27 protein-coding genes and 1 pseudogene are annotated in these 22842 nt (G+C 75.5%); 15 read left to right on the forward strand and 13 right to left on the reverse strand.

Annotation, left to right across the window (positions count from 1 at the left end):
* Window positions 1-25: 25 nt before the first annotated feature.
* Together ACIQWA_RS30895 and ACIQWA_RS30900 are read left to right on the forward strand one after the other, a co-directional pair.
* A pseudogene (locus tag ACIQWA_RS30895) lies at window positions 26-454 on the forward strand (DNA-binding protein); the annotation flags it as partial.
* A gap of 201 nt (window positions 455-655) precedes the next feature.
* The gene (locus ACIQWA_RS30900) at window positions 656-859 is read left to right on the forward strand and encodes a DUF397 domain-containing protein (protein ID WP_402488006.1); all 204 of its coding nucleotides are present in this window, start codon (window positions 656-658) and stop codon (window positions 857-859) included.
* 283 nt (window positions 860-1142) lie between these two features.
* Here the strand turns inward: ACIQWA_RS30900 and ACIQWA_RS30905 are convergent, their stop codons facing one another.
* The 3 genes from ACIQWA_RS30905 to ACIQWA_RS30915 form a co-directional block, all read right to left on the reverse strand.
* Entirely contained in the window at window positions 1143-2006 is an 864-nt protein-coding gene (locus tag ACIQWA_RS30905) for an alpha/beta fold hydrolase (RefSeq protein ID WP_402487928.1), read from the reverse strand.
* Between the two features lie 167 nt (window positions 2007-2173).
* A complete protein-coding gene (locus tag ACIQWA_RS30910) occupies window positions 2174-3181 on the reverse strand; it encodes an aldo/keto reductase (protein ID WP_402487926.1) in 1008 nt (335 codons plus the stop codon).
* Window positions 3182-3223: 42 nt separating this feature from the next.
* Window positions 3224-3664: a hypothetical protein gene (locus ACIQWA_RS30915; protein WP_402487925.1), complete on the reverse strand. Its 441-nt coding sequence runs from the start codon at window positions 3662-3664 to the stop codon at window positions 3224-3226.
* A gap of 578 nt (window positions 3665-4242) precedes the next feature.
* Here ACIQWA_RS30915 and ACIQWA_RS30920 point away from each other — a divergent pair.
* The 3 genes from ACIQWA_RS30920 to ACIQWA_RS30930 all read left to right on the forward strand — a co-directional run bounded on the left by ACIQWA_RS30920 (window position 4243) and on the right by ACIQWA_RS30930 (window position 7008).
* The gene (locus ACIQWA_RS30920; protein WP_402487923.1) at window positions 4243-4860 is read left to right on the forward strand and encodes an XRE family transcriptional regulator; all 618 of its coding nucleotides are present in this window, start codon (window positions 4243-4245) and stop codon (window positions 4858-4860) included.
* A gap of 163 nt (window positions 4861-5023) precedes the next feature.
* Window positions 5024-5695 (forward strand): ParH-like protein, encoded by a 672-nt coding sequence (locus ACIQWA_RS30925; protein WP_402487921.1) that lies wholly within the window; start codon window positions 5024-5026, stop codon window positions 5693-5695.
* Window positions 5692-7008, forward strand: a complete 1317-nt coding sequence (locus ACIQWA_RS30930; protein ID WP_402487920.1) for an MAB_1171c family putative transporter — start codon at window positions 5692-5694, stop codon at window positions 7006-7008. The genes ACIQWA_RS30925 and ACIQWA_RS30930 overlap by 4 nt, the downstream gene beginning before the upstream one ends.
* Window positions 7009-7030: 22 nt before the next feature.
* Here ACIQWA_RS30930 and ACIQWA_RS30935 read toward each other — a convergent pair whose 3' ends face one another.
* Both ACIQWA_RS30935 and ACIQWA_RS30940 read right to left on the reverse strand, forming a co-directional pair.
* Window positions 7031-7477: a hypothetical protein gene (locus ACIQWA_RS30935; RefSeq protein ID WP_402487918.1), complete on the reverse strand. Its 447-nt coding sequence runs from the start codon at window positions 7475-7477 to the stop codon at window positions 7031-7033.
* Window positions 7478-7630: 153 nt separating this feature from the next.
* Entirely contained in the window at window positions 7631-8212 is a 582-nt protein-coding gene (locus tag ACIQWA_RS30940; protein ID WP_402487917.1) for an RBBP9/YdeN family alpha/beta hydrolase, read from the reverse strand.
* A gap of 110 nt (window positions 8213-8322) precedes the next feature.
* On the opposite strand from ACIQWA_RS30940, the gene ACIQWA_RS30945 reads away from it, so the two are divergent.
* The gene (locus tag ACIQWA_RS30945) at window positions 8323-8931 is read left to right on the forward strand and encodes a TetR/AcrR family transcriptional regulator (protein ID WP_402487916.1); all 609 of its coding nucleotides are present in this window, start codon (window positions 8323-8325) and stop codon (window positions 8929-8931) included.
* A 32-nt stretch (window positions 8932-8963) separates the two neighbouring features.
* On the opposite strand, the gene ACIQWA_RS30950 is transcribed toward ACIQWA_RS30945, so the two are convergent.
* Window positions 8964-9827 carry a DUF4253 domain-containing protein gene (locus ACIQWA_RS30950; protein ID WP_402487914.1) on the reverse strand — a complete coding sequence of 288 codons (864 nt, stop codon included), beginning with the start codon at window positions 9825-9827 and terminating at the stop codon, window positions 8964-8966.
* Window positions 9828-10061: 234 nt separating this feature from the next.
* On the opposite strand from ACIQWA_RS30950, the gene ACIQWA_RS30955 reads away from it, so the two are divergent.
* Window positions 10062-10889: a hypothetical protein gene (locus ACIQWA_RS30955; RefSeq protein ID WP_402487912.1), complete on the forward strand. Its 828-nt coding sequence runs from the start codon at window positions 10062-10064 to the stop codon at window positions 10887-10889.
* An 11-nt stretch (window positions 10890-10900) separates the two neighbouring features.
* On the opposite strand, the gene ACIQWA_RS30960 is transcribed toward ACIQWA_RS30955, so the two are convergent.
* From ACIQWA_RS30960 to ACIQWA_RS30970, 3 genes are all read right to left on the reverse strand, one after another.
* Complete coding sequence (locus ACIQWA_RS30960; RefSeq protein WP_402487911.1) at window positions 10901-11212, reverse strand: hypothetical protein; 312 nt, start codon at window positions 11210-11212, stop codon at window positions 10901-10903.
* A 65-nt stretch (window positions 11213-11277) separates the two neighbouring features.
* Window positions 11278-12174, reverse strand: a complete 897-nt coding sequence (locus ACIQWA_RS30965; protein ID WP_402487909.1) for an ABC transporter permease — start codon at window positions 12172-12174, stop codon at window positions 11278-11280.
* Window positions 12171-13103 carry an ABC transporter ATP-binding protein gene (locus ACIQWA_RS30970; RefSeq protein ID WP_402487907.1) on the reverse strand — a complete coding sequence of 311 codons (933 nt, stop codon included), beginning with the start codon at window positions 13101-13103 and terminating at the stop codon, window positions 12171-12173. Before ACIQWA_RS30970 ends, ACIQWA_RS30965 begins: the two co-directional genes overlap by 4 nt.
* 117 nt (window positions 13104-13220) lie before the next feature.
* Between ACIQWA_RS30970 and ACIQWA_RS30975 the strand changes: the two genes are divergently transcribed.
* Window positions 13221-13685 (forward strand): hypothetical protein, encoded by a 465-nt coding sequence (locus tag ACIQWA_RS30975; RefSeq protein ID WP_402487905.1) that lies wholly within the window; start codon window positions 13221-13223, stop codon window positions 13683-13685.
* A complete protein-coding gene (locus ACIQWA_RS30980; RefSeq protein WP_402487904.1) occupies window positions 13682-14029 on the forward strand; it encodes a transcriptional regulator in 348 nt (115 codons plus the stop codon). Before ACIQWA_RS30975 ends, ACIQWA_RS30980 begins: the two co-directional genes overlap by 4 nt.
* 24 nt (window positions 14030-14053) lie before the next feature.
* On the opposite strand, the gene ACIQWA_RS30985 is transcribed toward ACIQWA_RS30980, so the two are convergent.
* The gene (locus tag ACIQWA_RS30985; RefSeq protein WP_402487902.1) at window positions 14054-14494 is read right to left on the reverse strand and encodes an ATP-binding protein; all 441 of its coding nucleotides are present in this window, start codon (window positions 14492-14494) and stop codon (window positions 14054-14056) included.
* A gap of 247 nt (window positions 14495-14741) precedes the next feature.
* Here ACIQWA_RS30985 and ACIQWA_RS30990 point away from each other — a divergent pair, with 247 nt between their 5' ends.
* The 4 genes from ACIQWA_RS30990 (at window position 14742) to ACIQWA_RS31005 (ending at window position 17822) form a co-directional block, all read left to right on the forward strand.
* Window positions 14742-15626, forward strand: coding sequence for a helix-turn-helix domain-containing protein (locus ACIQWA_RS30990; protein WP_402487900.1), 885 nt, complete (start codon window positions 14742-14744; stop codon window positions 15624-15626).
* On the forward strand, window positions 15623-15832 hold the full coding sequence (locus tag ACIQWA_RS30995; protein ID WP_402487898.1) for a DUF397 domain-containing protein: 210 nt from the start codon (window positions 15623-15625) through the stop codon (window positions 15830-15832). The genes ACIQWA_RS30990 and ACIQWA_RS30995 overlap by 4 nt, the downstream gene beginning before the upstream one ends.
* 239 nt (window positions 15833-16071) lie before the next feature.
* Complete coding sequence (locus ACIQWA_RS31000) at window positions 16072-16491, forward strand: YciI family protein (protein WP_402487896.1); 420 nt, start codon at window positions 16072-16074, stop codon at window positions 16489-16491.
* Window positions 16491-17822 carry an RNA polymerase sigma factor gene (locus ACIQWA_RS31005; RefSeq protein ID WP_402487894.1) on the forward strand — a complete coding sequence of 444 codons (1332 nt, stop codon included), beginning with the start codon at window positions 16491-16493 and terminating at the stop codon, window positions 17820-17822. Before ACIQWA_RS31000 ends, ACIQWA_RS31005 begins: the two co-directional genes overlap by 1 nt.
* Window positions 17823-18108: 286 nt before the next feature.
* On the opposite strand, the gene ACIQWA_RS31010 is transcribed toward ACIQWA_RS31005, so the two are convergent.
* From ACIQWA_RS31010 to ACIQWA_RS31020, 3 genes are all read right to left on the reverse strand, one after another.
* Window positions 18109-18624, reverse strand: a complete 516-nt coding sequence (locus ACIQWA_RS31010) for a cupin domain-containing protein (protein WP_402487892.1) — start codon at window positions 18622-18624, stop codon at window positions 18109-18111.
* Between the two features lie 299 nt (window positions 18625-18923).
* Complete coding sequence (locus ACIQWA_RS31015) at window positions 18924-19484, reverse strand: DinB family protein (protein ID WP_402487890.1); 561 nt, start codon at window positions 19482-19484, stop codon at window positions 18924-18926.
* 111 nt (window positions 19485-19595) lie between these two features.
* On the reverse strand, window positions 19596-20507 hold the full coding sequence (locus ACIQWA_RS31020) for a LysR family transcriptional regulator (protein ID WP_402487888.1): 912 nt from the start codon (window positions 20505-20507) through the stop codon (window positions 19596-19598).
* A 65-nt stretch (window positions 20508-20572) separates the two neighbouring features.
* On the opposite strand from ACIQWA_RS31020, the gene ACIQWA_RS31025 reads away from it, so the two are divergent.
* Window positions 20573-21358, forward strand: a complete 786-nt coding sequence (locus tag ACIQWA_RS31025; protein ID WP_402487887.1) for an NAD(P)-dependent oxidoreductase — start codon at window positions 20573-20575, stop codon at window positions 21356-21358.
* Window positions 21359-21569: 211 nt separating this feature from the next.
* Entirely contained in the window at window positions 21570-22796 is a 1227-nt protein-coding gene (locus ACIQWA_RS31030; protein ID WP_402487885.1) for an MFS transporter, read from the forward strand.
* The last annotated feature ends 46 nt before the right edge of the window (window positions 22797-22842 follow it).

Here is a 22842-nt window from a genome sequence, read left to right on the forward strand (position 1 = left end):
ACGGGAGCCGGGCAACATGAACCACTCCGGGATCTGGCTGAGCCGTTACGAGTTCCTCAGCAGCAGCCGCAACGGCACCTTCACCGGGCTGCACCACGTCGTCCTGACGCAGGAGGGCGACCGCATCACCGGGCGCTCGCTTCCCGGCGCCTCCTCCAACCCCGGTTCCCCGCTGTCCTTCGACCTGACCGTCGACCGGAACATCGTCACCGGCACCTGGGTCGAACAGACCGCTCAGGACGGCTACTACCACGGAGCCCGCTACCACGGTGCCGTTCAGCTGCTGGTCGATCCGACCGGGCGGCGCATGGCCGGCAAGTGGGTCGGGTTCGGCAAGGAATTCGACGTGAACACCGGCCCGTGGGCTCTCAGGCTGCTCGACAAGTCCACGACCGACGAAATTCTGGCCAAGTACAGCGCACCACCCGCAGAAGGCCCGGCGCTCCACAACTGACCTGCCTGCTCACGCGCCGCTGCCCCGGGGCAGCGGCGCCCCTGACCCTCCCGCCACGAGTACCAGCCCCACGCCGACCGCCCTGAGACGCCGGGGTGATGAACCGTGCCCCTGCCGAACCTCCTCCGGTCGAACCTCAAGACCGGCCACGACCGAGAAGTCGACGCCGTCGACTTCCCACTCCCCCAGGAGGGAACCGCCATGAACCCCAACTCCCCCATCACCTGGCGCAAGAGCTCGCACAGTGGGCAGGGCGGCCAGTGTGTCGAGGTCGCGGACGGCCACCAGAGCGTCGTTCCGGTCCGCGACTCCAAGAACCCCCACGGCCCAGCGCTCGTCTTCCCCGCCACCGCCTGGCAGTCCTTCGTCACCGCCGTCCGCACCGGCGAGTTCGACGCCCGCTAACCCCAGCAATCAGCCCCGCCGCCCTGGCACTCCGGGCAGCGGGGCCGTCTCCACCGAGGTTCCAGGGGTTGGCCGAACTCTCCCTGCATCGAGGACGCAGTGCCCCCGGACGAGCCGAGCCGCGCCGGCCTTTGCGGCTTCCGCTTCGCCGAGCACATCGAGGAACTCCGGTCCCGGGGCCGTGACATCCGCACCGCCCCGGTGGACGCGCGCACAGGAAGTCGGACCCGCCGACTTTCCGCTCCGCCCGGCCGGGGGCCGTCGGCAGGTCGGCCGGCTCCGGTCAGGATGCGGCGGGCAGCTGCGCGGCGAGCTCGGCGAGGACCCGGGCGGCCGGTTCCGGGGCGGCCAGCCACTTGAGGTGGCTGCCGGGGAGCGTGCGGACGGCGTAGGGGTTCCCGGGGGTCAGGGCGTCGGCCTCGCGGATCATCCGGTCCTGCATGGCGAGCGGGATGCTGGTGTCCTCGGTCAGCCGGACGTACGTCCGGGGGATCCGCCCCCAGGTGTCGGGGCGGGCCCGGTCGTCGGGGGTGCCGGCGTCGAGGTTCTCGTCGGGCTGGAAGGTGTTGAGGAGGACCAGGAACTCCTCGTCCGTCCCGTCGGCGAACAGCGCCGCCTTGAAGGCCGCGAGGGCGTCCGGGTCGGCGGTGCGGAAGTTGGAGCGCAGCAGCCCGAGTTCGGCGGGGTTGCCGACCAGCGCCGAGGCGAGCGCGGCGGGGTCGACCGCGGCCATCTCGGGTTCGGCGTAGTAGGCGCTGACGTCGAGGTCGACGGGGCACCAGGAGGAGACGTAGACGAGGTGGTCGATCAGGTCGGGCCGCTGGTTGGCGGCGACGGTGGCCGTCAAGCCGCCGCGGCTGTGCGAGACGAGGACGACGGGCCCGTTGCGCTTGGCCCGCTCCAGGATCCCGATCAGGTGCGCGGCGTTGTCGGCGAGCGTGACGCCCTTGATCACCCCGGGCGTCGCGGCGAGTTCGGCGAGGTCCTGCGGCGCCTGGTAGGCGCGCGGGTAGGTCGCGGCGAAGCCGTGTCCCGGGAGGTCGACGGCGACCGAGCGGTGCCCGAGGAGGCCGAGTTCGGCCTGGAGCGGGGCGAAGGAGAAGGAGTTGGCGAACGCTCCGTGGACCAGGACGAACGTCGGCTGCATCTGGGCTGGGACTGCCTTTCCGGGCGGCGGCGGTGGTGTCGGCGGCGGGGCGGCGCAGCCACTGGGGTGGTGCACGAACAGCTGCCCGCTGCCGGGGATTTCACCCTACTCGGTGAAGATCATCCGCACTACCCCCGGGCCGGGGCCGACCGGCCTCCGACCGGCCGTCAGGTCCAGGGCAGGGAGGAGCGGGTGCGCCAGTAGGCCTCGGCGGGTTCGGGCATGGCGGCGAGGGTGGCGAGGTCGTCCGGGGTGGGGGTGAGGTGGGCGGCGGCGAGGTTGGAGGCGAGCTGGGCGGGGGTGGCGGCGCCGGACAGGACGACGTCGGCCCAGGGCTGGGCGGCGGCGGCCGCCAGGGCGAGGGCGTCGGGGGTGGCGGCGGTGCGGGTGGCCAGGGCGCGCAGGGCGGCGGTGTCGTCCCCGGTGGCGTTGCGCCCGGCCAGGCGGCCGTTGGCCATGCCCTCCTTGACCACGACCAGCCAGCCGGCCCGGTGGGCCTCGGCGAGGGCGGGGGCGGCGGAGGTCTCCAGCAGGTTCCAGGTGGCCTGGACGGCGCTGAACAGCGGACGGCCGTCGACGGTGACGGCCAGGGCCCGGCGGATGGCCTCGGCCTGGGCGGGGCCGCTGGTGGACAGGCCCACCCGCACGCCCTCGGCGGCGAGGGCGGCCAGGCGCCGGTGCAGGGCGGGGTCGGTGAGGGCGGGGCTGTCGGTGGTGACCGAGTGGACCAGGTAGACGTCCAGGTGGGGGCCGAGCAGGGCGCGGGTCTCGCGGATCTGCCGGTCGTACACCGCCGTCGAGTGCTCCTTGACCTCGTGCGCGGTGACGCCGGTGGTGCGCCAGTCGGCCGTGTAGGTGTAGCCCCACTTGCTGCCGACCGTCACCTCGGCGGCGGCCTCCGGGTGTTCGGTGAGCCACTGGGCGAGGAACTCCTCGGCGCGGCCGTAGGAGCGGGCGGTGTCGAAGTAGCGCACCCCGGCGGCGTAGGCGGCGTCGAGGAGGGTGTGGGTGCGCTCGCGCAGGGCCTCGACGGTACGTTCGGCGGGCAGGTCGGCCGCGCGCCCGAGGGTGATGTAGCCGGGCCGGCCGACCGCCGCGGTGCCCAGGCCGAGCCGGGCCCGGGCCGGGGCACCGGGGACGGAGGCGGGGGCGGCGGCGGTGGGATCGGTCGGCATGCTGGCTCTCCTCGGGTGGCGCGACGGTGCTCACCTGGGACTTTAGACCGTCGGCAGCGGAGCCCGGGCCTGGGCGGCCGGAGCCCGGGCCGGGGCGGACGGGGCGGACGGGGCAAACAGGGCGGACGGGGCGGGCTGGGCGGACGGGGCCGGGGCGGCCGACTGGTCCAGGCGCAGCACGAAGTTGACGTAGCCGGGCGGTTTGCCCGGCCAGTGCCGGTCGTTGCTGGTGAGCAGCCGGCTGCGCACGCCGTCGCGTTCGGTGAGCGGTCCGGCGGTGGTGCGCAGGTTGGGTTGCCAGTCGCGGCCGCGCGGGCGGTGTTCCAGGGTGAGGGTCCAGCTCTCGCCGTCCACTTCCAGGACGGCGCCGGGCCGGCCGGGCAGCACCCGGGTGCCGGACGGGCCGCGGACGACCGCCCGTTGGTCGAAGTCGGCGTTGCGGCCGACCACGGTGATGCGCCAAGCGCCGTGGAACCTGAGCACGTTCGCCTCCCGCCCGTCGTGGCGCGCCGTCCGGCGGCGCGCCCCTCGTGGGGGTCAACGGCTGCGGGGTGTGCCGGGGATCAGACGGAGGGTGACCGGGCGGCGGCGGTCACGGGGCGGGGGCCGCCGGGGCGGGGGCCGTCCGGGCCGTGCGGGCGGCCCGGGCGGGTCCGGGCGGGGACCAGGCGCGGCGGGAGGACGAGCCGGGCGGCGGTGCGGCACGGCGGGGATACGGCGGTGCGGCACGGTGGGGGTGCGGCACAGCGGGGGTCGACGCCGTGCGGTCTCACGGGGGTTCGGCCCTTCCCGGCCGGGGCGCCGGGGCCGGTCGGGCGGTCCGGTGGAGATGCCAAGTGCCGCTGGTACGTGCTGATGTGATGATTCGTCAGCTCGGGTCGGCGGCGCCTGCGGGTCTGCCCGTCCAGGATGTCAGCCGACGCTACGCGGGTCAACTGGCGTTGACTGCGGGTATCTTCTGATCCATGCCAGCTGATGCCGTTCGGCTATCGTGACCTGGCCGGCCCTGTCCGTCCGCCGAGGTCGCGGCGCGGAGGGCCCGGGCGTGAGGAAGGTGGGGCATGACGGAGTCGACGGGGGACGGCGTTCGGGTGGGACCGGAGGGCGCTCCACCGGAGCCCGCCGGGGACGGCACCGCGAACGCGGACACGGGAGCGGGTACGGGCACGGGCGCCGACGCGGACACGGAGACGGACGCGGGCACCGGCACCGGCACGGAGGCGGGCGGCCCCGCGAGCACGGAGGCGGACGGCCCCGCGAGCACGGAGGCCGGCGGGCTGGCGGCCCGGATCGAGGCCCTGTTCCACACGGTGCGCCGCCCCGACCGCGAGCAGTACACCAACGAGGAGGTGGCCCGGGCCTGCCGCGAGGCGACCGGGGAGTCCTTCTCCACCACCTACCTGTGGCAGCTGCGCACCGGGCGCCGGGACAACCCGACCAAGCGCCACCTGGAGGCGCTGGCCCACTTCTTCCAGGTCCCGCCCGCGTACTTCTTCGACGAGCAGCAGGGCGCCGAGATCGCCAAGGAGCTGGCCCTGCTCGGCGCGCTGCGCGACGCGGGGGTGCGCAGCCTGGCGCTGCGGGCGGTGGGCCTGTCGCCGGAGGGCCTGGACACCGTGAGCGAGTTGGTCGACGTGATCGCCCGTCGGGACGCGGCGCGCAAACGCCCTTCGCCCTGAGCGCGGGCCGCGCCACCCCGCGGGGCCTTCGGGCCGCCGGGGTACGGGGCCGCCGGAGCTGCGGGGCCGCCGGGGCCGCGGGGCGGGCGCAGGAGCGTGGGAGGCCCGTGCGGAGGCGCCGGCGGAGGAACCGTAGGGGTGGGAGCGGTGAGGGGAGCTCGGGTTGTGGGGTGAGTTGTGGGGCGGCCGGGACTACCGGTCCTCGCTGCGGCGCTGTCGCCGGATGGCCGAACGGCTGGAGCTGCCGCGCCCGTTCGACCCGGTGGTGCTGCTGGAGCAACTGGCGGTGCGGCGCGGGCGGCCGATCGAGCTGCTGCCGGTGCCGGCCCGGCCGCACGCCCCCTGCGGGCTGCTGGTCTCCACCCTGGAGGCGGACTACATCCTGTACGCGGCGGACACCGGTGTGCTGCACCAGCGGCACATCCTGGTGCACGAGATCGCGCACCTGCTGCTCGACCACGCCGGCTCCGCGCCGCTGGCCCCGGCCGCCGCGCTGCTGCCCAACCTCTCCCCGGCGCTGGTGCAGCGGGTGCTGGGGCGCACCAGCTACGACGAGCCGCAGGAGCGGGAGGCGGAGCTACTGGCCTCGCTGATCCTGAGCCGGGCGGAACGGGCCGACGCCGCCGACCGGTCGGGGGCCGGGCGGGCGCCGGCCGGCGGGTCGCTGGACGCGCTGGGCGTCCTGCTGGCCGCCAGGCGGCACGGCGGCCCGAACGACGACGGCCCGAACGACGGCGGCCCGAACGACGACGGCCCGAACGACGACGGGCCGCAGGACGCCGGGCCGACGGACGAGGGCCCGACGGACGCCGGGCCGCAGGGGCGCCGGTCGTGAGCGAACTCGCCCTCTACCCCGTCGGGTTGTTCTTCGTGCTCAGCTCCGCCCACTTCTCCCGCAGCCGGATCGACTCCCGCCCCGCCGCCCGCTTCACCTGCTACGGCACGGCCCTGCTCGGCACCGCCCTGCTGGTGCTCGCCCCGCCGACCGTACGGGCGGTGCAGGGCACGGGGGTTCCGGTGCTGGCGGTGCTGGTGATCGTGCTGGGCGACGGGCTGCGCGACGGCGCGGCCGCGGCGATGCGGCTGCTCGTACCGGCGCTACGGGCGGCCGACGCCGCGGGCTCGGCCGGCACCGCCGCCGCGGACAACGGCGACGGCACCGGCACTGCCGCCGACGCCGCCGAGCCCCTACGGCGGGAGGTGCGGGGTGGACTGGCCCTGCTGGCCGGGGTGCTGGGGCTGCGGGTGGCGCTGATCACCGCCGCCGCGCCGGGCCTGGCGGGCCAGGACCTGAGCGTCGGCCCCGAGCTGTCCGCCCGGCTGGCGCTGGCCGGGTACACCGCCGTGGGCATGCTGCACACCGCGGTGTGCCTGACCGCGCTGCTGCGCGAGCTGGCCCGGCGCGCCCGCGCGGCCGGCCCCGGGCGGCTGGGCACCGGGCTGCGGCTGCTGGCCGGCGGGCTGGTGGCCGGGCTGCTGTGGAACGCCTGGAGCGTGGACGACGTGCTGCGCGCGGCCGTCACCGGCAGCCAGGACGGCCCCGAGGACCTCCTGTGCGCGGCGCTGGGCGGGCTGTGCGCGGCGCTGATCGCGGCCGGCCTGGGCAGCACCCTGTGGCCCGCGGCGACCGGGGCGGTGCGCGGCTGGCTGCGCGCCCACCGCCGCTACCGGGCGCTCACCCCGCTCTGGCGCGACCTGCACACCGTGCTGCCGGAGATCGCCCTCGACCCGGCCCGCCGGCTGCCGCTGCCCCCGCGCGACCCCCGGTTCGCGCTCTACCGGCGGATCATCGAGATCCACGACGCCCGGCTGATCCTGCGCCAGCACCTGGACCCGCGTGCCGCGCAGTGGCTCGACCGCGCCACCCGGCGCTTCCCGCCGCCCGCCGACCACACCGCTGCCACCGCCGAGGCGGCGTCGCTGGCCGCCGCCCTGGAACTGGCCGCGGCCGGCACCCTGCCCGGGCCCGCCGCACCCGCGGCGCCCGCGGCCGACGCCCTGGGTTCCTTGGAGTCCCCGGACACCCTGGACGGGGAGGCCGACCACCTCGCCCACCTGGCCCGGGTCTACGCCACCTGCCCGGCCGTCGCCGAGGTCCGCACCCGCGCCCGCGCCGAGCGGACCCGGGCCGCGACGGCCACGCGGTGACGGGCCCTACGGGCAGGTTCCGTCACCGCTCCCAGTACCACCGGACCGCTTCGAACAGCAGGCCCAGGGGGAAGAGCGGGACCATCGAGAGCACGCCGGGCCCGGTCCCCTTCGCCGGGACGGGTTCGGGTTCCTCCCTTTCCTCCACCGGGACGGTTCCCGGGTGGTACCGGAAGTGCAGCCCGAGCTCGCCCGGAGCGGTGGTCACCGAGTCCAGGCGCAGCTGCCGGTCCGCCTCGTTCGTGAAGCGTGGCTTCGCCCAGTGCATGGACACGGTGGCGATCGGGGCCTCGTCCGCAGGGGCGCCCTCGAGGGCTGCCGACCAGCTGGAACCGTCGATCCGGTACGGGTAGTCGACTGCCCGGTCGATGAGGTCGCCCAGGGTGGTCGTCGGGTCGACGGTGAAGTCCCAGTGGTGTGGTGGGTCGTCTCCCGGGTGCACGCTGTCGCGCGTCAGGATCACTCGCATGCCCGGCACGCTAGCCCGACGAACCAATTATCGTCAATCTGACGCAAACCTCCCGGGTGGAGCCCCGCCGCCTCCGGACCGTGACGGCCCCGCGGTGACGGGCCGGCCGTGACGGCCCCGCCGTGAGCCGCCGTGGGCCGCCGTGGGCCGCCGTCAGGCGTCGAGCAGTTCGGTGACCAGCCGCACGGCCTCCGGCACCTCGACGTGGTCGTCCAGGGCGGCGCCGAAGTGCCCGCCGGTCGCGGTCACCACGGCGGTGGCACCCAGGCCCCGGACGAACAGCCCCACGTGCTCGGCGGGGTCGGGCTGGTTCACCGGGTCGTCCATGGCCTGCAGAACCCGGAAGCCGCGCGCCGTACGCCGGATCCGCTCCCAGTCGAAGCCGCCCTCGAAGAACCCCGCGAGCAGCTCGTAGCCCACCTCGTGCGCCGAGGCGGCCACCAGCACCACCCCGGCGAACACCCCGTCGGCCTCCGGGTCGTGGCCCTCCAGGAAGCGCAGCACGTTGACCGCGCCGATGCTGTGCCCGACCAGCACGGTCGACCCGGCCGGCCCCGCCGCCCGGACCGCCTCGCCGTAGACCGCGCGCCAGGCCTCCCGCTGCGGGGCGGCGGCCTCGGGCAGCCGCGGCACGGTGACCCGGTGCCCGGCGGCCTCCAACCGCTCGGCCAGGTACGGGAACCAGACACTGTCGTCACTCGCGCCCAGGCCGTGCGACACCACGATCTCGCTCATGTGCGATCCACTCCCCATGAATCCTTCGGACCCTTCCGGATCCTTTGGCCCTCAATCGAAACGCTCCGTCGCGTTTCGATTGAACGGTAGCACGCTGCTACGGTGACGGGGTGCCAACCGCAGAAACCCCCGGCCGTCGCACCGGCGGCCGCATCCGCAGCCAGGACGCCCACGACGCGGTCCTGGCCGCCGCCGTCGAACTCGTCGAGGAACTCGGCTACCAGGCCGTCACCGTCGAACGGGTCGCCGCCCGCGCCGACGTCGCCAAGAGCACCATCTACCGATGGTGGAAGTCCAAGGCGCCACTGGTGCTGGACGCCTACCGCACCGCCGTCGAACAGCGGATGCCCGAACCCGACACCGGCACCCTGGCCGGCGACCTGACCGCCTTCACCACCGCCCTGTACGGCGTCGCCTCCCACCCCCTGCGGGTGCGCACCCTGCGCGGCCTGATGGCCGAGGCCCAGCTCGACCCCGCCTTCGCCGAAGCCTTCCGCCAGTGGGTGCAGAGTCGCCGCGACGTCGTGCTCACCCTGCTCGCGCGCGGCGTCCAGCGCGGTGAACTCCCGCCCGCCGCCGACCTGGAGGCGGCCACCGACCGGCTCTTCGGCCTCTTCTGGTACCGGCTGATGGTCGGCCACCAGCCACTGGAACCCGCCCAGGCCGCCGACCACGTACGGCAGTTGCTGGACGGCCTACGCGCCGGGCGGGCGGGCTGACCGTACGACACCGCGTCGGCCCAGCCCGTACGTCAGTCCCACCAGAAGCCCCAGTGGACGGCGCCGACCAGGTCCTCGGCGTAGCCGGCCAGGCCCTCCTCGGCCCCGAGGACGTTGTCCGGGCAGAACGCGGCGTGCTCGGCCGCCACCAGCAGCGCCTGCGCCCGGCTCGTCGGCGGCGCGGCGACGCTCAACTCCATGGAGGCGGCGCCCACTTCGACCAGGCGGGCGCCGAAGCGCTGCTGCCAGCCGTGCAGTACGGCGGCGATCTCGCCGGTGTCGCCGTGGCCGTTGGTGCCGTTCCAGCCGCAGGCGGCCAGCGCCTGGGCGCCGCCGTCCGCGCGGACCAGGCCGATCCGCAGCGAGGGCCGGGCGCGCAGCAGTTGGCGGGCCAGGCGGTCGGCGCACTCCTGCGGGTCGCGCTGCGGCACCGGGGCGGGGGCGGGGCCGGGCCAGGTGTCGCCGTAGGGGGCCAGCGCCTCCAGCAGGTCGGCCCGGTCCTGCGGGTCGCCGCTCGGGCACCACAGCAGCGACTTCTCCCACCACTCGCGCAGCAGGGCCGCCACGTCGTACCGGTCCGCCCGGAACTCCCCCGACCCGCCCGGCTCCCCCGGCTCCCCCGGTTCGCCCGGTTCGCCGGGTTCGCCGGGTTCGAGCCCCAGGTCCCGCGCCTCCAGGTGCGGGACGCCGTTGCCGGGCGCCAGCAGCAGCGGCCACAGCCCCGAGCGCGCGTGCTCCCGGCGCAGCCGCTCCCACGCGCCCTGCGGCGCCGGCCCGTCGCTCACCCACAGCGACGGCACCACCTGCCGCCCCGGCAGCAGTGGCGCCGTACGGCCTTCGGCGCTGCGGTCGGGGAAGCGTCGGCGCAGGTCGCGGAGCAACTGGGAGTCGATCATGCCCCCACGGTAGGGGTACGCACCGACAACGCCCCCGGCAGGCCCGCCCCACCCCGTCGTCCGCCTCGACGCCGCCGGGGTCGTGCAGCTGCCCGCGCAGGACCCCGCTCCTCACCAGATCCTCGTGCGGTCCGGGCGCGCGGGGGCTCGGGGGGCGGTTCTAGGGTGGTGGGAGGAGTGCGGCGGCCGGTCCGTCGTGTCCCGGGGTCTGCGCTGGGTGGCTGGAGGTGGGGCATGGGTGGCGCGTCCGATGGGCGTCGGGTGAGGGTGCTGGCGGCGGCGGTGCTGCTGGCCGCGGGCGCGGCGGTGGTGCCCGGGGCGGGGGTGGCCTCCGCCGCCGGGAGTGCGCCGGTGCGGGCCTGTCCGGTGCGGGCCGGGGCGCCGGGGCCGCCGCCGGGGGCCGTACCGGCCTCGGTGCCGGTGCCGGACGGGGTGGACGTGCCGGCGACGGCGGCGGTGTACGGCGCCCGCTACCCCGGTGAGGTGCACTTCCTGGTCGCGCCCGCGGGCTGGACCTGCGACGCGGTGTTCTTCGCCGGGGACGGCGGCCAGCAGGCCTACCTCCACCCCGGCGCCCCGGCCGCCGACCCGGCCGGCACCCGCTTCGACGCGGTGGTGCAGGCCGTGTTCGTCAGCGGCGGCGCACAGACCGAGATCGACCTGGCCTGCGGACTGCTCCCCGCGGCCGGGGCCGCCCCCGCCACCTGCAACGCCCCGCAGCGCTCGCCCGCGACCCTGGTGCACCCGCTCCCCACCCGGGCCCCGGGCCTGCTGCTGGCGGCCGTCGGCGTCCCGGCGAACGCCACCGAGCCCAACCTTCCGGCCGCCGGCGGGCCGAACCGTACGGTCGCCCTGGTCACCTTCCAGTCGCCCGGCGGGCCCGCCCAGGAGGTCAGCTGCGCCCTCCCGGCGTCCGCCTCGCCCGTCGCCACCTGCCGGGCCGCGCTGGGCCACCTGCTGGCCACCGGGGCCGCCGCCGGGCAGCTCACCCGCGCCGACCTGGCCGCGGCCCTGGCGGACCTGGACGCCTTCGTGGGCGGCTACCTCGCGCCGCAGCCGTAGTGGTGTGACCCTCAGGACTGCCCGACGACCAGCCGTACCAGTGCGACCGCGTCCCTGAGGCTGAGGCCGGGGTGGGCGCGGCGCAGTTCCCGTACGGCCTTGACCTCGGCCGTGCGGGGGTCGATCCCGGCGTGTGCCAGGACGCTGCGGGCCCAGTCCACCGGGGTCGGGGCGGCGGGCGGGACGAAGTCCTCGACGATCCGCAGGGCCCGGCGCAGGCCCGGCTGTTCGGCCTGGTCGGCGGTGTCCAGGGCGGCGTGCAGGGCGGCCCTGAGCGGTTCGAGGCCGGCCGGCTGCGGGGAGCCGGGCAGGGGGACGAGCATGGTGGTACCTCTTTCTTCCTTGCTTCGGGGTCAGGGGGCCAGGGGTCAGTGGGCGCTCATGGCTCTCAGTAGGCGCTCTTGGCCAGGCGCTTGCGCTCGCGTTCGGACAGCACGGAGCCGGACTCCTTACGGGCCATCCGGCGCAGCAGGCCGGGGGCCAGCAGGAAGCCCGCGAGGGCCCAGCACAGCAGCACGCCGGTGATCTGCGGGTGCTGCCAACTGCCGGAAACCTCCAGGGCCTTGGCGCTGTCGGGCAGCAGGGCGGAGCGCACTCCCTGGGCGATCCAGCGCAGCGGGAAGACCGAGCCGACGGCCTGGAGGGCGGTGGGCAGGTCGCGCAGCGGGGCGAAGGCGCCGGAGATGAACATCAGCCCGAGCATGGGCATCATGTACAGCGCGAGGGCCTCGCGGGCCGGGGGCAGCAGGGCGCCGATCGCGGCGCCCATCGGGACGACGGCGGCGGTGCCCAGCAGCAGGGTGAGGGCCAGGGTGAGCCACTGTCCGGGGGTGGCGGGCAGGTCGGCGTGCAGCAGCAGGGCGCCGCCGGCCAGCAGCAGGAGGATGGAGGCGCCCATGGTCACCAGGACGAAGAGCGCCTTGGCGACCAGGTAGGCGGGCATCGCCCCGGGGACGCCGCGCAGGCGCAGCAGGGTGCCGTCCTCCCGGTCGCCGGAGAGGAACTGGGGGACGGTCATCAGTCCGAACATGAAGACGGTGGAGGCGATGCCGCCGGCCAGGCTGAGCTGGGTCAGGGCGTCGCCGGAGCCGTCGGTGCCCGCGTTGCCCGCTGCTGTGCCGCTGGGGCCGTCGGAGCCGGAGCGCCAGTAGGAGATGGCGAGGAAGACCAGCGGGGTGGTCAGGTAGGAGTAGAAGTCCTTGCGGCTGCGCAGGAGTTGGCGCAGTTCGACGGCGCCGCGGCGCAGGCCGAGGACGTAGGGGTTCACGGGGTTCACGGGGTTCACGCGGCCTCCGCCGGGTCGGTCGAGGGGGTGGCGACCATGCCGAGGTAGGTGTCCTCCAGGCTGGGGCGGCGCACCTCCAGGTCGGGGATCGGTCCGCCGAGTCGCTGGTGCAGGTCCCAGACCGTCTGCGAGGGGTCGGCGGTGCGCAGGCTGCGCGGGGTGCCGTCGGGTTCGCTCCAGCGCACCTCGGACTCGGCCCGGGCGGCTTCGGCGAGTTCGGCCAGGGTGCCGCAGGCGGTGAGGCGGCCGGCTTGCAGGATGCCGATGCGGTCGGCCAGTTGCTGGGCCTCGGTGAGGTCGTGGGTGGTGAGCAGGATGGTGGTGGCGCGTTCGTCGCGCAGTTCGCGCAGCAGGGCGTGGAAGTCGCGGCGGGCCTCGGGGTCGAAGCCGGCGGTGGGTTCGTCGAGGAAGAGCAGGTCGGGGCGGCCGACCAGGCCGAGGGCCACGTCGAGGCGGCGGCGCTGTCCGCCGGAGAGGGTGGCCGCGGTGCGGTCGGCCTGGTCGGTGAGGCCGACCCGGGCCAGCAGTTCGGCGGGCTCGTAGGGGTCGGGGTAGTAGCGGGCGAGGTGGCCGAGCAGTTCGCCGACGCGCCAGCGGCCGTGGTCGCGGCTGGACTGCAGGACGATCCCGATCCGGGCGCGCCAGGCGGGGTCGTCGCGGGCCGGGTCCTGTCCGAGGACGGTGACCTCGCCGGCGGAGCGGCGGCGGTAGCCCTCCAGGATCTCGATGGTGGTGCTCTTGCCGGCGCCGTTGGGGCCGAGCAGGGCGAAGAGTTCGGAGCGTTCCACGCTGAGGTCCAGGCCGTCCAGGACGTCCCGGCTGCCGTAGCGCATCCGCAGTCCGGACGTCAGGATCGCCGGTTCTCCCCCGGGCCGTTCGTCTCCGGAGCGCTCGGCCGCGCGCTCCTGCGGCGTCGTCGTCGCGGTCATGTCCCTGCCTCCCCCTTGCACATGCCCGCCACGCTAGTACTTGCCCGGCGGGAAAGTAAATGCCAGGATCTCCGGTGCTGTCAGAAGCCTTCCGGGACCGGGGAGTTGGAGCATCAGGTGAGCGTTCACGACATCGCCCCCGAGGACGCCCTCGCGTCCTTGCGCACCGCGCAGCGGGCCCGGGCGGCGGCCCGGCGGCCCAACCCGCTGCCCGCCTGGTACCCGGCCACGGCCGCGGGCCTGTTCGGGGCGGGCTTCGCCGGGATCGGCCTGTCCGTCCTGCTTCCGGAGCGGCTGTGGATCGCGACGGCGCTGCTGCGACTGGCGGCGGCGCTGCTGCTGGTGGGCCACGTGGTGGTCAGCCACCGGGTCGAGCACCGGCCGGGCATCGTCGCGGCCCTGCCGCGCGGGGCCGCCGGGCTGCGCGCGGCCGCGCTCCAGCTGCTGCCGCCGGCCGCGGCCGGGGCGCTGGCCCTGCCCTTCGGCCTGCCCGGGTTCCTGCTCACCCTCGGCCTCGCGGGGGGCCTGACCCACTTCCTGCTGCTGCGCCGCAGGCGGGCGGCCGGGGCGGGCGCCGAGTGAGCGCCGGGCCGCCGCCGGAACCGGCCTTCGACGAGCTGATCCACCAGCCCACCCGGCTCGCCGTGGTCGCCTTCCTGTCCGGCTGCGCGGAGGCGGAGTTCCGCGCCGTACGGGAGGGCTGCGGGATCTCGGAGTCGGCGCTGAGCAAGGTGGCCGCCACCCTGGAGGCCGCCTCCTACGTCAGGCTGCGCCGCGGCTACGTCGGCAAGCGGCCCCGCACCTGGCTGCGCCTGACCCCCGAGGGCCGCCGCGCCCTGGCCGCCCACCTCGCCGAGTTGCAGCGCATCGCCGCCTCCGCCACCGCCCTCGGCGCCGCCCTGGAACAGGCGGCGGCCGAGGGGTAGCCCGGGCGGGGCCGCGTATCCGACTCACGGCTTCCTTCCGTGCGAGGCGGCGGGCGCGCATTCGCACCACACCACCTTCCCCACCCCGCCCGGGCGCGGGAAGCACCCCCACTCGCCGGCCAGGGCCGCCACCAGGAGCAGCCCGCGCCCTCCCCCGGCGGCGGGGTCGGGCCGCTGGGGCACGGGCGGCCGCTCACCCGCGTCGTGCACCTCGATGCGCAGCCGGGTGGCGTTCAGATCGAAGGACACCCAGATCAGCCGCCCCGGCAGGCCCGAGTGGAGGACGGCGTTGCCAACCAGCTCCGAGGTGAGCAGCTCGCCGACCTCGCGGTAGCGGTCGCCGTCCGCCACCGTGGCGAGCAGCTCGCGCAGCATCCGCCGCGCGAGCGACGGCGAGCGGCGCGATCGCGGGAACCAGCAGCCGCGACGGACGGACGGACTGGCGGACGCATCGGTTTCAGGCATGGCGGAGCCACCTCCGGTGGGGTTGGGGATCAGGATCGGGCGAGAACGCCCGGCAACGGATCGAGGCATGGGGATGCCCGGCAGCAAGCTCGCGTTGATCACGCTCTGTGTCGCGACTTGCTACGCCAGGTAGCATGCATCCGCTTTAAGATCATCCGCAACGTTGCCTGAGGAAAAGGTGCGGGAAGTCGGGATTGCCTGCGCGGCTACTGTGAGCGCAGATTGACTGCTGATCAGAGGAGGTTGCGTGCAACCGGATCGCGTGGCGAGCGCGCCGTCCACCGTGCTGGGACGGCAGTTGGGCGAGGAACTGCGGGGCATGCGGGAGCGTGCGGGCTTGAGCACCGGCACGGTTGCCGAGGCGCTGGACTGCACCAAGGGCAAGATCTCGCGAATCGAGAACGGTCGCAGCCCTGTTCGGATTCCGGATCTCACTGCGATGCTCCGGCTCTACGGCGTTGACGAACCGACCGTTCACGAGCGCCTGGCCGAGCTTGCTCGCACGGCCAACAAACGGCGGCGCGGCAGTGGCTGGTGGAACGAGTACGGCGACGTGCTCGCGGACACCTACCGCGACTTCGTCGCACTGGAGGCCGTGGCGTCCTCGGTGCGCACGTTTCAAAGCCAGATGATCCCGGCACTGTTGCAGACCCCGGACTACGCACGCGCGCTCACCGCGGCGGGCCGCCGCTGGAAGCGGCCGGAAGAGGTCGAGCAATTCGTGACCGTTCGCCTGAGGCGGCAGGAACGCTTGACCGCCGACCCGCCGCTGTTCCTCTCGGTCGTGCTCGCCGAAGGTGCTCTGCGCCAACAAGTCGGCGGGCCTGCCGTCCTACGGGATCAGCTCGCGCACTTGGCGCAGGCGGCATCATTGCCCAACGTGACGATCCGGGTGGTTCCGTTCAGCGTCGGCGCGCACGCCAGCATGGCCGGGCCCTACGTGATCCTGGGATTCCCTTCCGAGGCCGCGATGGATGTCGTCCTGCTGGACAACCCGTCGGGATCCATGTGGCTCGAGGGTGCGACGGAGGTGCAGGCGTACTCGGAGCTTTGGGACGATGCCTCCACGAAGGCACTGCCGCCTACGGAATCCCTGCAACTGATCACCTCTATCAAGGATCTCGACGCATGAGGCACATACCCGACTTCTCCACCGTCACTTGGCGCAAGAGCTCGTACAGCGGCCCCGACAACGAATGCGTCGAAGTCGCGGACGGGCTCCCGGGCGTGCTTCCCGTCCGCGACTCCAAGGACCCGCAGGGGCCCTCACTCCTCTTCACCGCCGATGCCTGGACCGCCTTCATCGCCGCCGTCCGCGCGGGGGACTTCCCGGCGTAGGAAGTCGGCCGGGCCGACTTCCTGTGCAGAGAGCCGGAGGATGCCGTTGGGCGGCCCGGCCGGGGCGAACCTGGCCGGGCCGCCGTTGCTTCGGCGCTCCCCGGGCGGCGGGGCGGCCGGGGGCTGTCGGCGGGAAGGAATATCGTCCGTCTTCGTCGAGCGTGTCGATCCACGGGCGCGCCGTTCGACCTTGGGTTGGAAGGGGCCGGGAGGCGGCCCCCCGTCGAAGGAGGTCTGTGATGGCGAAGTACATGCTGATCATGCGGGGCACGGACGAGTCCATGGCGAAGATGATGGAGACGCCCTTCGAGGAGATGCTGGAGACCGTGGGGCGCTTCAACGAGGAGCTGATCCGGGCGGGCGTGCTGGTGGCCGCCGAGGGGCTGGACGACCCGTCGCAGGGCGTGGTGGTCGACTACAGCGGCGAGACGCCGGTGGTCACCGACGGCCCGTACGGGGAGACCAAGGAGCTGTTCGGCGGCTTCTACCTGCTCGACGTGGCCTCCAAGGAGGAGGCCGTGGAGTGGGCCAAGCGGATGCCGGCCCTGCCCGGCTCCAAGTGCGAGGTGCGCCGGGTGCCGAGCATCGAGGAGTTCCCGCAGGACAACGAGTGGATCGTCAAGGAGCGGGCCTGGCGCGAGCGCACCGGCCAGCTCTGATGCCCGCAGCCACCGACGGCCCCGACCGCCTCGACGGCCCGCCGGACGCCGAGGCCGCCCGGCGGGCCGTCGAGGCGGTGTGGCGGATCGAGTCCGCCCGGATCGTGGGCGCACTCGCCCGCTACACCGGGGACTTCGCGCTGGCCGAGGACGTCGCCCAGGAGGCACTGGCCGAGGCCCTGGTCTCCTGGGCGCGCGACGGCGCCCCGGCCAACCCGGTGGGCTGGCTGCTGGCCTGCGCCCGGCGCCGGGCCATCGACGCCTTCCGCCGCGCCTCGGCGCTGGACGAGCGCTACGCCGCGCTGGCCGGCGGCCTGGCCGAGGGCCAGTTCAGCACCGGCTCGGCGACCGGCCCCGACCCGGCGCCGGAGCTGCCGTTCGACCCCGACCGGGTCGACGACGACGTCCTCGCCCTGATGTTCACCGCCTGCCACCCGGTGCTCTCCCCCGAGGCCCGGGTGGCGCTCACCCTGCGGGTGGTGGGCGGCCTGTCCAGCGAGGAGATCGCCCGGGCGTTCCTGGTGCCGGTGCCCACCGTGCAGGCCCGCATCACCCGCGCCAAGAAGACCATCGCCGCCGCGCACGTCCCCTTCGAGCTGCCGCCGCCCCGGGAGCGGCGGGCACGGCTGGGCGCCGTCCTGAGCGTCCTGTACGTGGTCTTCACCGAGGGCTCGACGGCCACCGCCGGCAACGACCTGCTGCGCACCGACCTCGCCTACGAGGCGCTGCGGCTGGCCCGGACGCTGGCCGCCCTGTTGCCCGAGGAGCCCGAGGTGCACGGCCAGCTCGCCCTGTTCGAGCTCACCGCCTCGCGCTTCCCGGCCCGCACCGGCCCGGACGGGGAGGCGGTGCTCCTGGAGGACCAGGACCGGCGCCGCTGGGACCACTCGGCGATCCGCCGCGGCCTGGCGGCCCTGGGCCGGGCCGCCGCCCCGGGCCGGGGCCTGGGCCCGTACGGCCTCCAGGCGGCGATCGCCGCCTGCCACACGGCGGCGCCGTCGGTGGCCGACACCGACTGGGAACGGATCGTGCTGCTCTACGAGGCGCTCGGCCGGGTGGCGCCGTCCCCGGTGGTCGAACTCAACCGGGCGGTGGCCGTCGCGATGGCCGAGGGGCCGGGACCGGCGCTCGCCCTGGTCGACGACCTGGCCGTCTCCGGACGCCTGGCCGGCTCCCACCTGCTGCCGGGGGTGCGCGGCGAACTGCTGACCCGCCTCGGGCGCACCACCGAGGCCCGGGCGGAGCTGGAACTCGCCGCCCGGCTGTGCCGCAACACCCGCGAGCGGGCGGTGCTGCTGCGCAAGGCGGCCGCGCTCGACTCCGTGGGGTGACCGTACGGCCCCGCGTCCGGTTGTCGGACGCGGGGCCGTACGGCTCTGCCGTTGAGCCGTTCAGCACTGCGGCCGGCGGCCGTGGTTGGCCCCGCGCCTGGCCCGGGCCTTCTTCTTGCGGCGGCGCTTCGACGACATGGCGACTCCTCTCGCAACCGGCCCCCTGGTCCCCCGGCCTTGGGGCCCCCGGCCTTCCACCGTTCCACACCCGGGCCGCCCCGGCCCGTCGAAGAGCCCCCGTCGCCCTCGCCGCCCCGTCGGCCCCGTCGCCCCCCGGGCCGAACGCTCAGGCCCGGCCCGCCAGGGCGGCGCGCCAGGCGGGGCTGTCCACGTAGTGGTTGTCGAAGCGCTCGGCGGAGGCGGCGATCGCCCCCGGGTCGGCCTCGCCGCGCATGACCGTCCCCAGCAGGCGCAGGTAGTCGAAGCGGTCCATGCCGGGGGCGAACACGAACAGCACGTCGGCCTCGGAGCCCGGGGCGGCGGCGAAGGCGTGCGGGGTGTGCGGGGGCACGGCCAGGAAGTCGCCCGCGTTCAGGACGGTGACCTCCTCCCCGACCAGCACCCGCAGCGAGCCGCTGATCACGAAGAACAGTTCCGTCGCCCGGGTGTGGAAGTGGGCCGGGGCCCCGACCGCGCCCCGGGCGAAGGCGGAGCGGTAGACGGTGAAGCCGCCCTCGCCCGGGGCCGTTTCCGCGAGCAGGGTCATGGTGGCGCTCGGGTCCGCGCAGGTCTCGGCCTCGCCGTGGCGGGCCAGGACCGGGGCGGTGGCGGTGGCGGGAGCGGTGTTCTTCGTCGTCGTCATGTGACCAGACTAGGAGCGGAAAGACCCACGATCAGGGGGCAATCGATCACCGTTTCCGTGGGTCAATTCCGCTCGCGGGGCCCGTGCCGGACCGCCCCGAGTACGGGCGCAGCGTGCGCAGTTGGGGGATCCACCGGGCCGTCCTGGACGAGGGGGTGCGCACCCCGGAGGAGTTCGAGCGCCACCGCGCCGGGTTCTCCTGAGACTCTCCCGAGGATCTCCCGAGCCCGCCGCCCGTCGACCGCCGCCCGTCGTCCGTCGGGTCCGTCGTCCGTCGGGTCCGCCGGCCGCCGGGTCCGTCACTGGCCCACGCGGCCGTCCACGCACTCGCGCAGCAGGTCGGCGTGGCCGCAGTGGCGGGCGTACTCCTCGATGCGGTGCACCTGGAGCTCCCGGACCGAGAGCCGCTGCTTGCCGAGGCGCTCGCCGAGGTCCGGGTGGGCGGCCAACACGGCGTCCAGGGCGGCCTGTTCGCGTTCCAGGTCGCGCCAGGCGGCCTCGACCAGGGCCGGGTCGGGGAGCGCTCCGTCGAAGTCGGCGTCGCGGGGACCGTAGAGCTTGGGCTGCGGCTCGTCCTCGCGGATCCAGTTGTGCCAGTGGCGTTCCACCTCGGCCAGGTGGCGCACCAGGCCGAGCAGCGACATGGTCGAGGGCGGCACCGAGCGCCGGGCGAGCTGCTCGGCGTCCAGGCCCTCGCACTTCATCCGCAGGGTGAGGCGGTAGTTGGTCAGGTAGTCCTCGATGGTGGCGGCTTCGCCGTCCGGGGAGGGGCCTTCGCTGTTGCGCGGGTCGTCGGCCGGGTCGGCCCACATGTCGGGGTAGACGGTGGCCTGGGTCCATCGCTCGGGTCGCTCGCTCATCCCCGCATGCTCGCCCACACTCCCGGCCCGTTCAACCCGGTTTCCCTGCGGCCGGATCCGGGACTGCCGGCCGGCTCGGGGGCGGCGGGCCGGTTCGGGGGCGGCGGGCCGTCAGTCGCGCCGGCCGGCGCGCGCCGCTTCGCGCAGGAAGCCGAGGAAGCCGGTCACGGCGGGTGGCACCCGGCGGCCCCGGAGGGTGGCGGTGCGGACGTGGCGCACGGGGGTGTCCTGGGGGTGGAGCGGGACCAGGGCGATGTCGGGGCGGGCGGCGCGGGCGGCCAGGGCGGGGATCAGGGTGGGGCCCAACCCCGCGGCGACCAGGCCGAGTTTGGCGGCCCAGGCACCGACGGCGTACTCGATGCGGGGCTGGAAGCCGCTGCGCAGGCAGGCGGCGAGCAGGGTGGACCCGGGGTCGCGGCGGGCGGCGATCCAGGGTTCGTCGGCGAGTTCGGCCAGCCGCAGGCGGCGCCGGCCGGCGAGCCGGTGGCCGCGCGGGAGGGCGACCAGGACGGGGTCGCGCAGCAGCGGGCGCAGGTCGAACTGGTCGGTGTCGTAGGCGTCCTGGGGGTTCTCGGCGTAGGAGGCGACCACGGCGAGGTCGATGGTGGCGTCGGCGAGGCGCTCCAGCAGGTGGGTGCTGAGGCCTTCGGTGAGGGTGGTCTCGACCTGCGGGTGGGCGGTGCGGAAGGCGGCGAGGGCGGCGGGGAGGAGTTCGGCGTTGGCGCTGTCGAAGGCGCCCACCCGCAGGCGTCCGGCGTCGAGTTCGGTGAGGGCGACGAGGTCGCGGCGGGTGGTGTCGAGGCGTTCCAGCAGGGCCTCGGCGTGCGGGAGCAGGGCGCGGCCGTGTTCGGTCAGCCGGACTCCGCGGGCCAGGCGGTCGAACAGCGGGGCGCCCAACTCGGCTTCCAGGGTGGCGATCTGGCGGGAGACCGCGGACTGGGTGAAGCCCAGGCGCTCGCCGGCGGCGGTGAAGGAGCCCAGGTGCGCGACGGTGCGGAAGACGTCCAGCCAAGCCATGTCCATTGGGCATGGGTACCATGCGAGACATTCGTTTGTCGCCTGGCTCGGGGGTGCCTAGCGTGGGGGCCATGGAAAAGATCGCCTTTCTGGGCCTGGGCCGGATGGGGCTGCCGATGGCCCGTCGCCTGGCCGCCGCCGGCTACCCGTTGACCGTGTGGAACCGCACGCCCGGCCGGGCCGACGGCCTGACCGAGGCTTCGAGCCCGGCCGAGGCCGTGGCCGGGGCCGGCATCGTGGTCACGATGCTCTCCGACCCGCAGGCCGCCGCCGAGGTCGCCGGACGCTTCACCGCCGCGCTGGCCCCCGGCACCCTGTGGATCGACATGTCCTCGATCGGCCCGCGCGCCGTCGCCGGGCTGCGCGGGCAACTGCCGGACGGCGTGGCCCTGGTGGACGCCCCGGTGCTGGGCAGCGTCGGCCCGGCCGCCCGCGGCGAGCTGACCGTCTACGCGGGCGGCGAGGACGGCGACCTGGAGCGCGCCGAGCCCGTGCTGTCCCACCTGGGCCGGGTGCGGCGCTGCGGGGGCCCCGGGGCGGGGGCGGCGTTGAAGGTGGTGGTGATGGGCGCGATCGTCACCTCGGTCGCCGTCCTGGACGAAGTGCTGTCGGTGGCCGGCGAGTTGGGCGTGCCGCAGGAGCAGGCGCTGGAGGTGCTGGCGGGCGGGCCGCTCGCGGGGGTGGTGGCCCGGGCGCGCAGCACGGAGTCGGACTTCCCGGTGCGGCTGGCCGCCAAGGACCTCGCCCTGGCGGGCGGCGGCCCGCTGCTGGCGGCGGCCCGTCAGGCGCTGCTGGCGGACCCGTCGATCGCGGACCGGGACCTGTCGGCGGTGGTGCGGGCGCTGCGGGAGGAGTGATCCCCTGGGGGCGGAGCGCCCCGGGTCGGGCCCGGGGCGGCGGGCCCGGTGCGGCGGGCGGGCCCGGGGCGGAACGGGCCCGGCTCGGAGGAACGTCCAGCCCCGGCCCGCCCCCGGCGCGGGCCACTTGGTGGCCGCCGCCGATGGCCGAGCGCGCGTGCCGTCCGGTGTAGTGGGGGCGTCCGCGCCGACCACCGAGGAAGGGCGCCCCTTGTCCGCTCGCAGCGCCGTGCACGGCGTCGCCCGACTCGCCGGGCCACGGCTGCCCCTGGTGTCCTTCCTCGCCCGGCTGCCCGCCGCACTGTGCCCGACCGGGACGCTGCTGATGGTGACCGCGCTGGACGGGGTGGGCCGCGGCGGGGTGGTGGCGGGCCTGCTGTGGGGCGGGCAGGCGGTGGGCGGGCCGTTGCTGGGCCGGCTGGCCGACCGGCGCGGCCACCGGCCGGTGATCCTGGCGGCGTCGCTGGCCAACGCGCTGCTGACGGCCGCCCTGGTGGTGGCCTCGGTCGCCGGCCTGGCGCCGGCGGTGCAGGCCGGGTGCGCGGCGCTGGCCGGTTTCACCGTGCCGCAGATCGGGCCGCTGTCGCGCACCCGCTGGATCGCGCTGGCGGGCGGGCGCCGGGACGGCCACCAACTGGTCGGTCCGGCACTGGCCTTCGACGCGGTGGTGGACGAGACGAGTTTCGTGGCCGGCCCCGCCCTGGTCGGGGTGCTGGCCTGGGCGGTGCACCCGGCGGCGGGCCTGGTGTGCGCGGCGGCGCTGATGGCGCTGTTCGGCACGGTGTTCGCGCTGCACCCCACGGCTCCGGCGGCGGTGGCGCGCGCGGTGGCGGCGGGGCGGGTGCTCTCCGGGCCGCTGCTGGTGCTGATCGCCGTGACGGTGCTGCAGGGCGTGGTGTTCGGCGCCGCCAACACCGGCGTGCAGTACCTGGCCCGGGGCGACGCGGGCGTCGGCGGCCTGGTCTGGTCGGCGATGGGGGTGAGCAGCGCGGCGGCCGGGGTCGTGCTGGCCTCGTTCGCGGAGCGTTTCGACCTCACCGCGCGGCTGCGCACGGCGGTGGCGGCGCAGGCGGTGCTGCTGCTGGGGCTGCTGCCGGTGGGCGGGGTGGCGGGTGCGGCGGTGGCGGTGGGGGCGGTCGGGTTCGCGGTGGCGCCGGCGCTGATCGCGGTGTTCGGGCTGGTGGAGCGGGTCGCGCCGGCGGGTCGGATGGCGGAGGCTATGACGCTGCTGGGCAGCGGGCTGATCGCGGGTCAGGGCCTGGCGGTGACGGGGGCGGGGCCGCTGGTCGGCGCGTACGGCCACCTGGCGGCGTTCGCGCTGGCCTGTGCGGCCGGGGCGCTGGCCCTGCTGCTGGTGCTGGCGCTGGTGCGGCTGCGGCGCTTCCCGCCGGCCCGTCCGGCGCCGGCCCCGCTGGCGGCGGCGGCCGCGGCCTCCTGACACCCGCGGCCTCCTGTCACCCGCGCCTTCGTGACGCCCGCGCCTT

Source organism: Kitasatospora sp. NPDC098652, assembly GCF_044760155.1.
GTDB lineage: Bacteria > Actinomycetota > Actinomycetes > Streptomycetales > Streptomycetaceae > Kitasatospora.

Bases quoted from the DNA above. Each gene is read 5' to 3' on its own strand.
- ACIQWA_RS30960 (WP_402487911.1), bottom strand. From the start codon at position 11,212: ATGCTCGTCCCCCTGCCCGGCTCCCCGCAGCCGGCCGGCCTCGAACCG.
- ACIQWA_RS31000 (WP_402487896.1), top strand. From the start codon at position 16,072: ATGGCGAAGTACATGCTGATCATGCGGGGCACGGACGAGTCCATGGCG.
- ACIQWA_RS30955 (WP_402487912.1), top strand. From the start codon at position 10,062: ATGGGTGGCGCGTCCGATGGGCGTCGGGTGAGGGTGCTGGCGGCGGCG.
- ACIQWA_RS31025 (WP_402487887.1), top strand. From the start codon at position 20,573: ATGGAAAAGATCGCCTTTCTGGGCCTGGGCCGGATGGGGCTGCCGATG.
- ACIQWA_RS30935 (WP_402487918.1), bottom strand. From the start codon at position 7,477: ATGCGAGTGATCCTGACGCGCGACAGCGTGCACCCGGGAGACGACCCA.
- ACIQWA_RS31005 (WP_402487894.1), top strand. From the start codon at position 16,491: ATGCCCGCAGCCACCGACGGCCCCGACCGCCTCGACGGCCCGCCGGAC.
- ACIQWA_RS30920 (WP_402487923.1), top strand. From the start codon at position 4,243: ATGACGGAGTCGACGGGGGACGGCGTTCGGGTGGGACCGGAGGGCGCT.
- ACIQWA_RS30900 (WP_402488006.1), top strand. From the start codon at position 656: ATGAACCCCAACTCCCCCATCACCTGGCGCAAGAGCTCGCACAGTGGG.
- ACIQWA_RS31020 (WP_402487888.1), bottom strand. From the start codon at position 20,507: ATGGACATGGCTTGGCTGGACGTCTTCCGCACCGTCGCGCACCTGGGC.
- ACIQWA_RS30905 (WP_402487928.1), bottom strand. From the start codon at position 2,006: ATGCAGCCGACGTTCGTCCTGGTCCACGGAGCGTTCGCCAACTCCTTC.
- ACIQWA_RS30940 (WP_402487917.1), bottom strand. From the start codon at position 8,212: ATGAGCGAGATCGTGGTGTCGCACGGCCTGGGCGCGAGTGACGACAGT.
- ACIQWA_RS30970 (WP_402487907.1), bottom strand. From the start codon at position 13,103: ATGACCGCGACGACGACGCCGCAGGAGCGCGCGGCCGAGCGCTCCGGA.
- ACIQWA_RS30910 (WP_402487926.1), bottom strand. From the start codon at position 3,181: ATGCCGACCGATCCCACCGCCGCCGCCCCCGCCTCCGTCCCCGGTGCC.
- ACIQWA_RS30950 (WP_402487914.1), bottom strand. From the start codon at position 9,827: ATGATCGACTCCCAGTTGCTCCGCGACCTGCGCCGACGCTTCCCCGAC.
- ACIQWA_RS31015 (WP_402487890.1), bottom strand. From the start codon at position 19,484: ATGAGCGAGCGACCCGAGCGATGGACCCAGGCCACCGTCTACCCCGAC.
- ACIQWA_RS30995 (WP_402487898.1), top strand. From the start codon at position 15,623: ATGAGGCACATACCCGACTTCTCCACCGTCACTTGGCGCAAGAGCTCG.
- ACIQWA_RS30985 (WP_402487902.1), bottom strand. From the start codon at position 14,494: ATGCCTGAAACCGATGCGTCCGCCAGTCCGTCCGTCCGTCGCGGCTGC.
- ACIQWA_RS31010 (WP_402487892.1), bottom strand. From the start codon at position 18,624: ATGACGACGACGAAGAACACCGCTCCCGCCACCGCCACCGCCCCGGTC.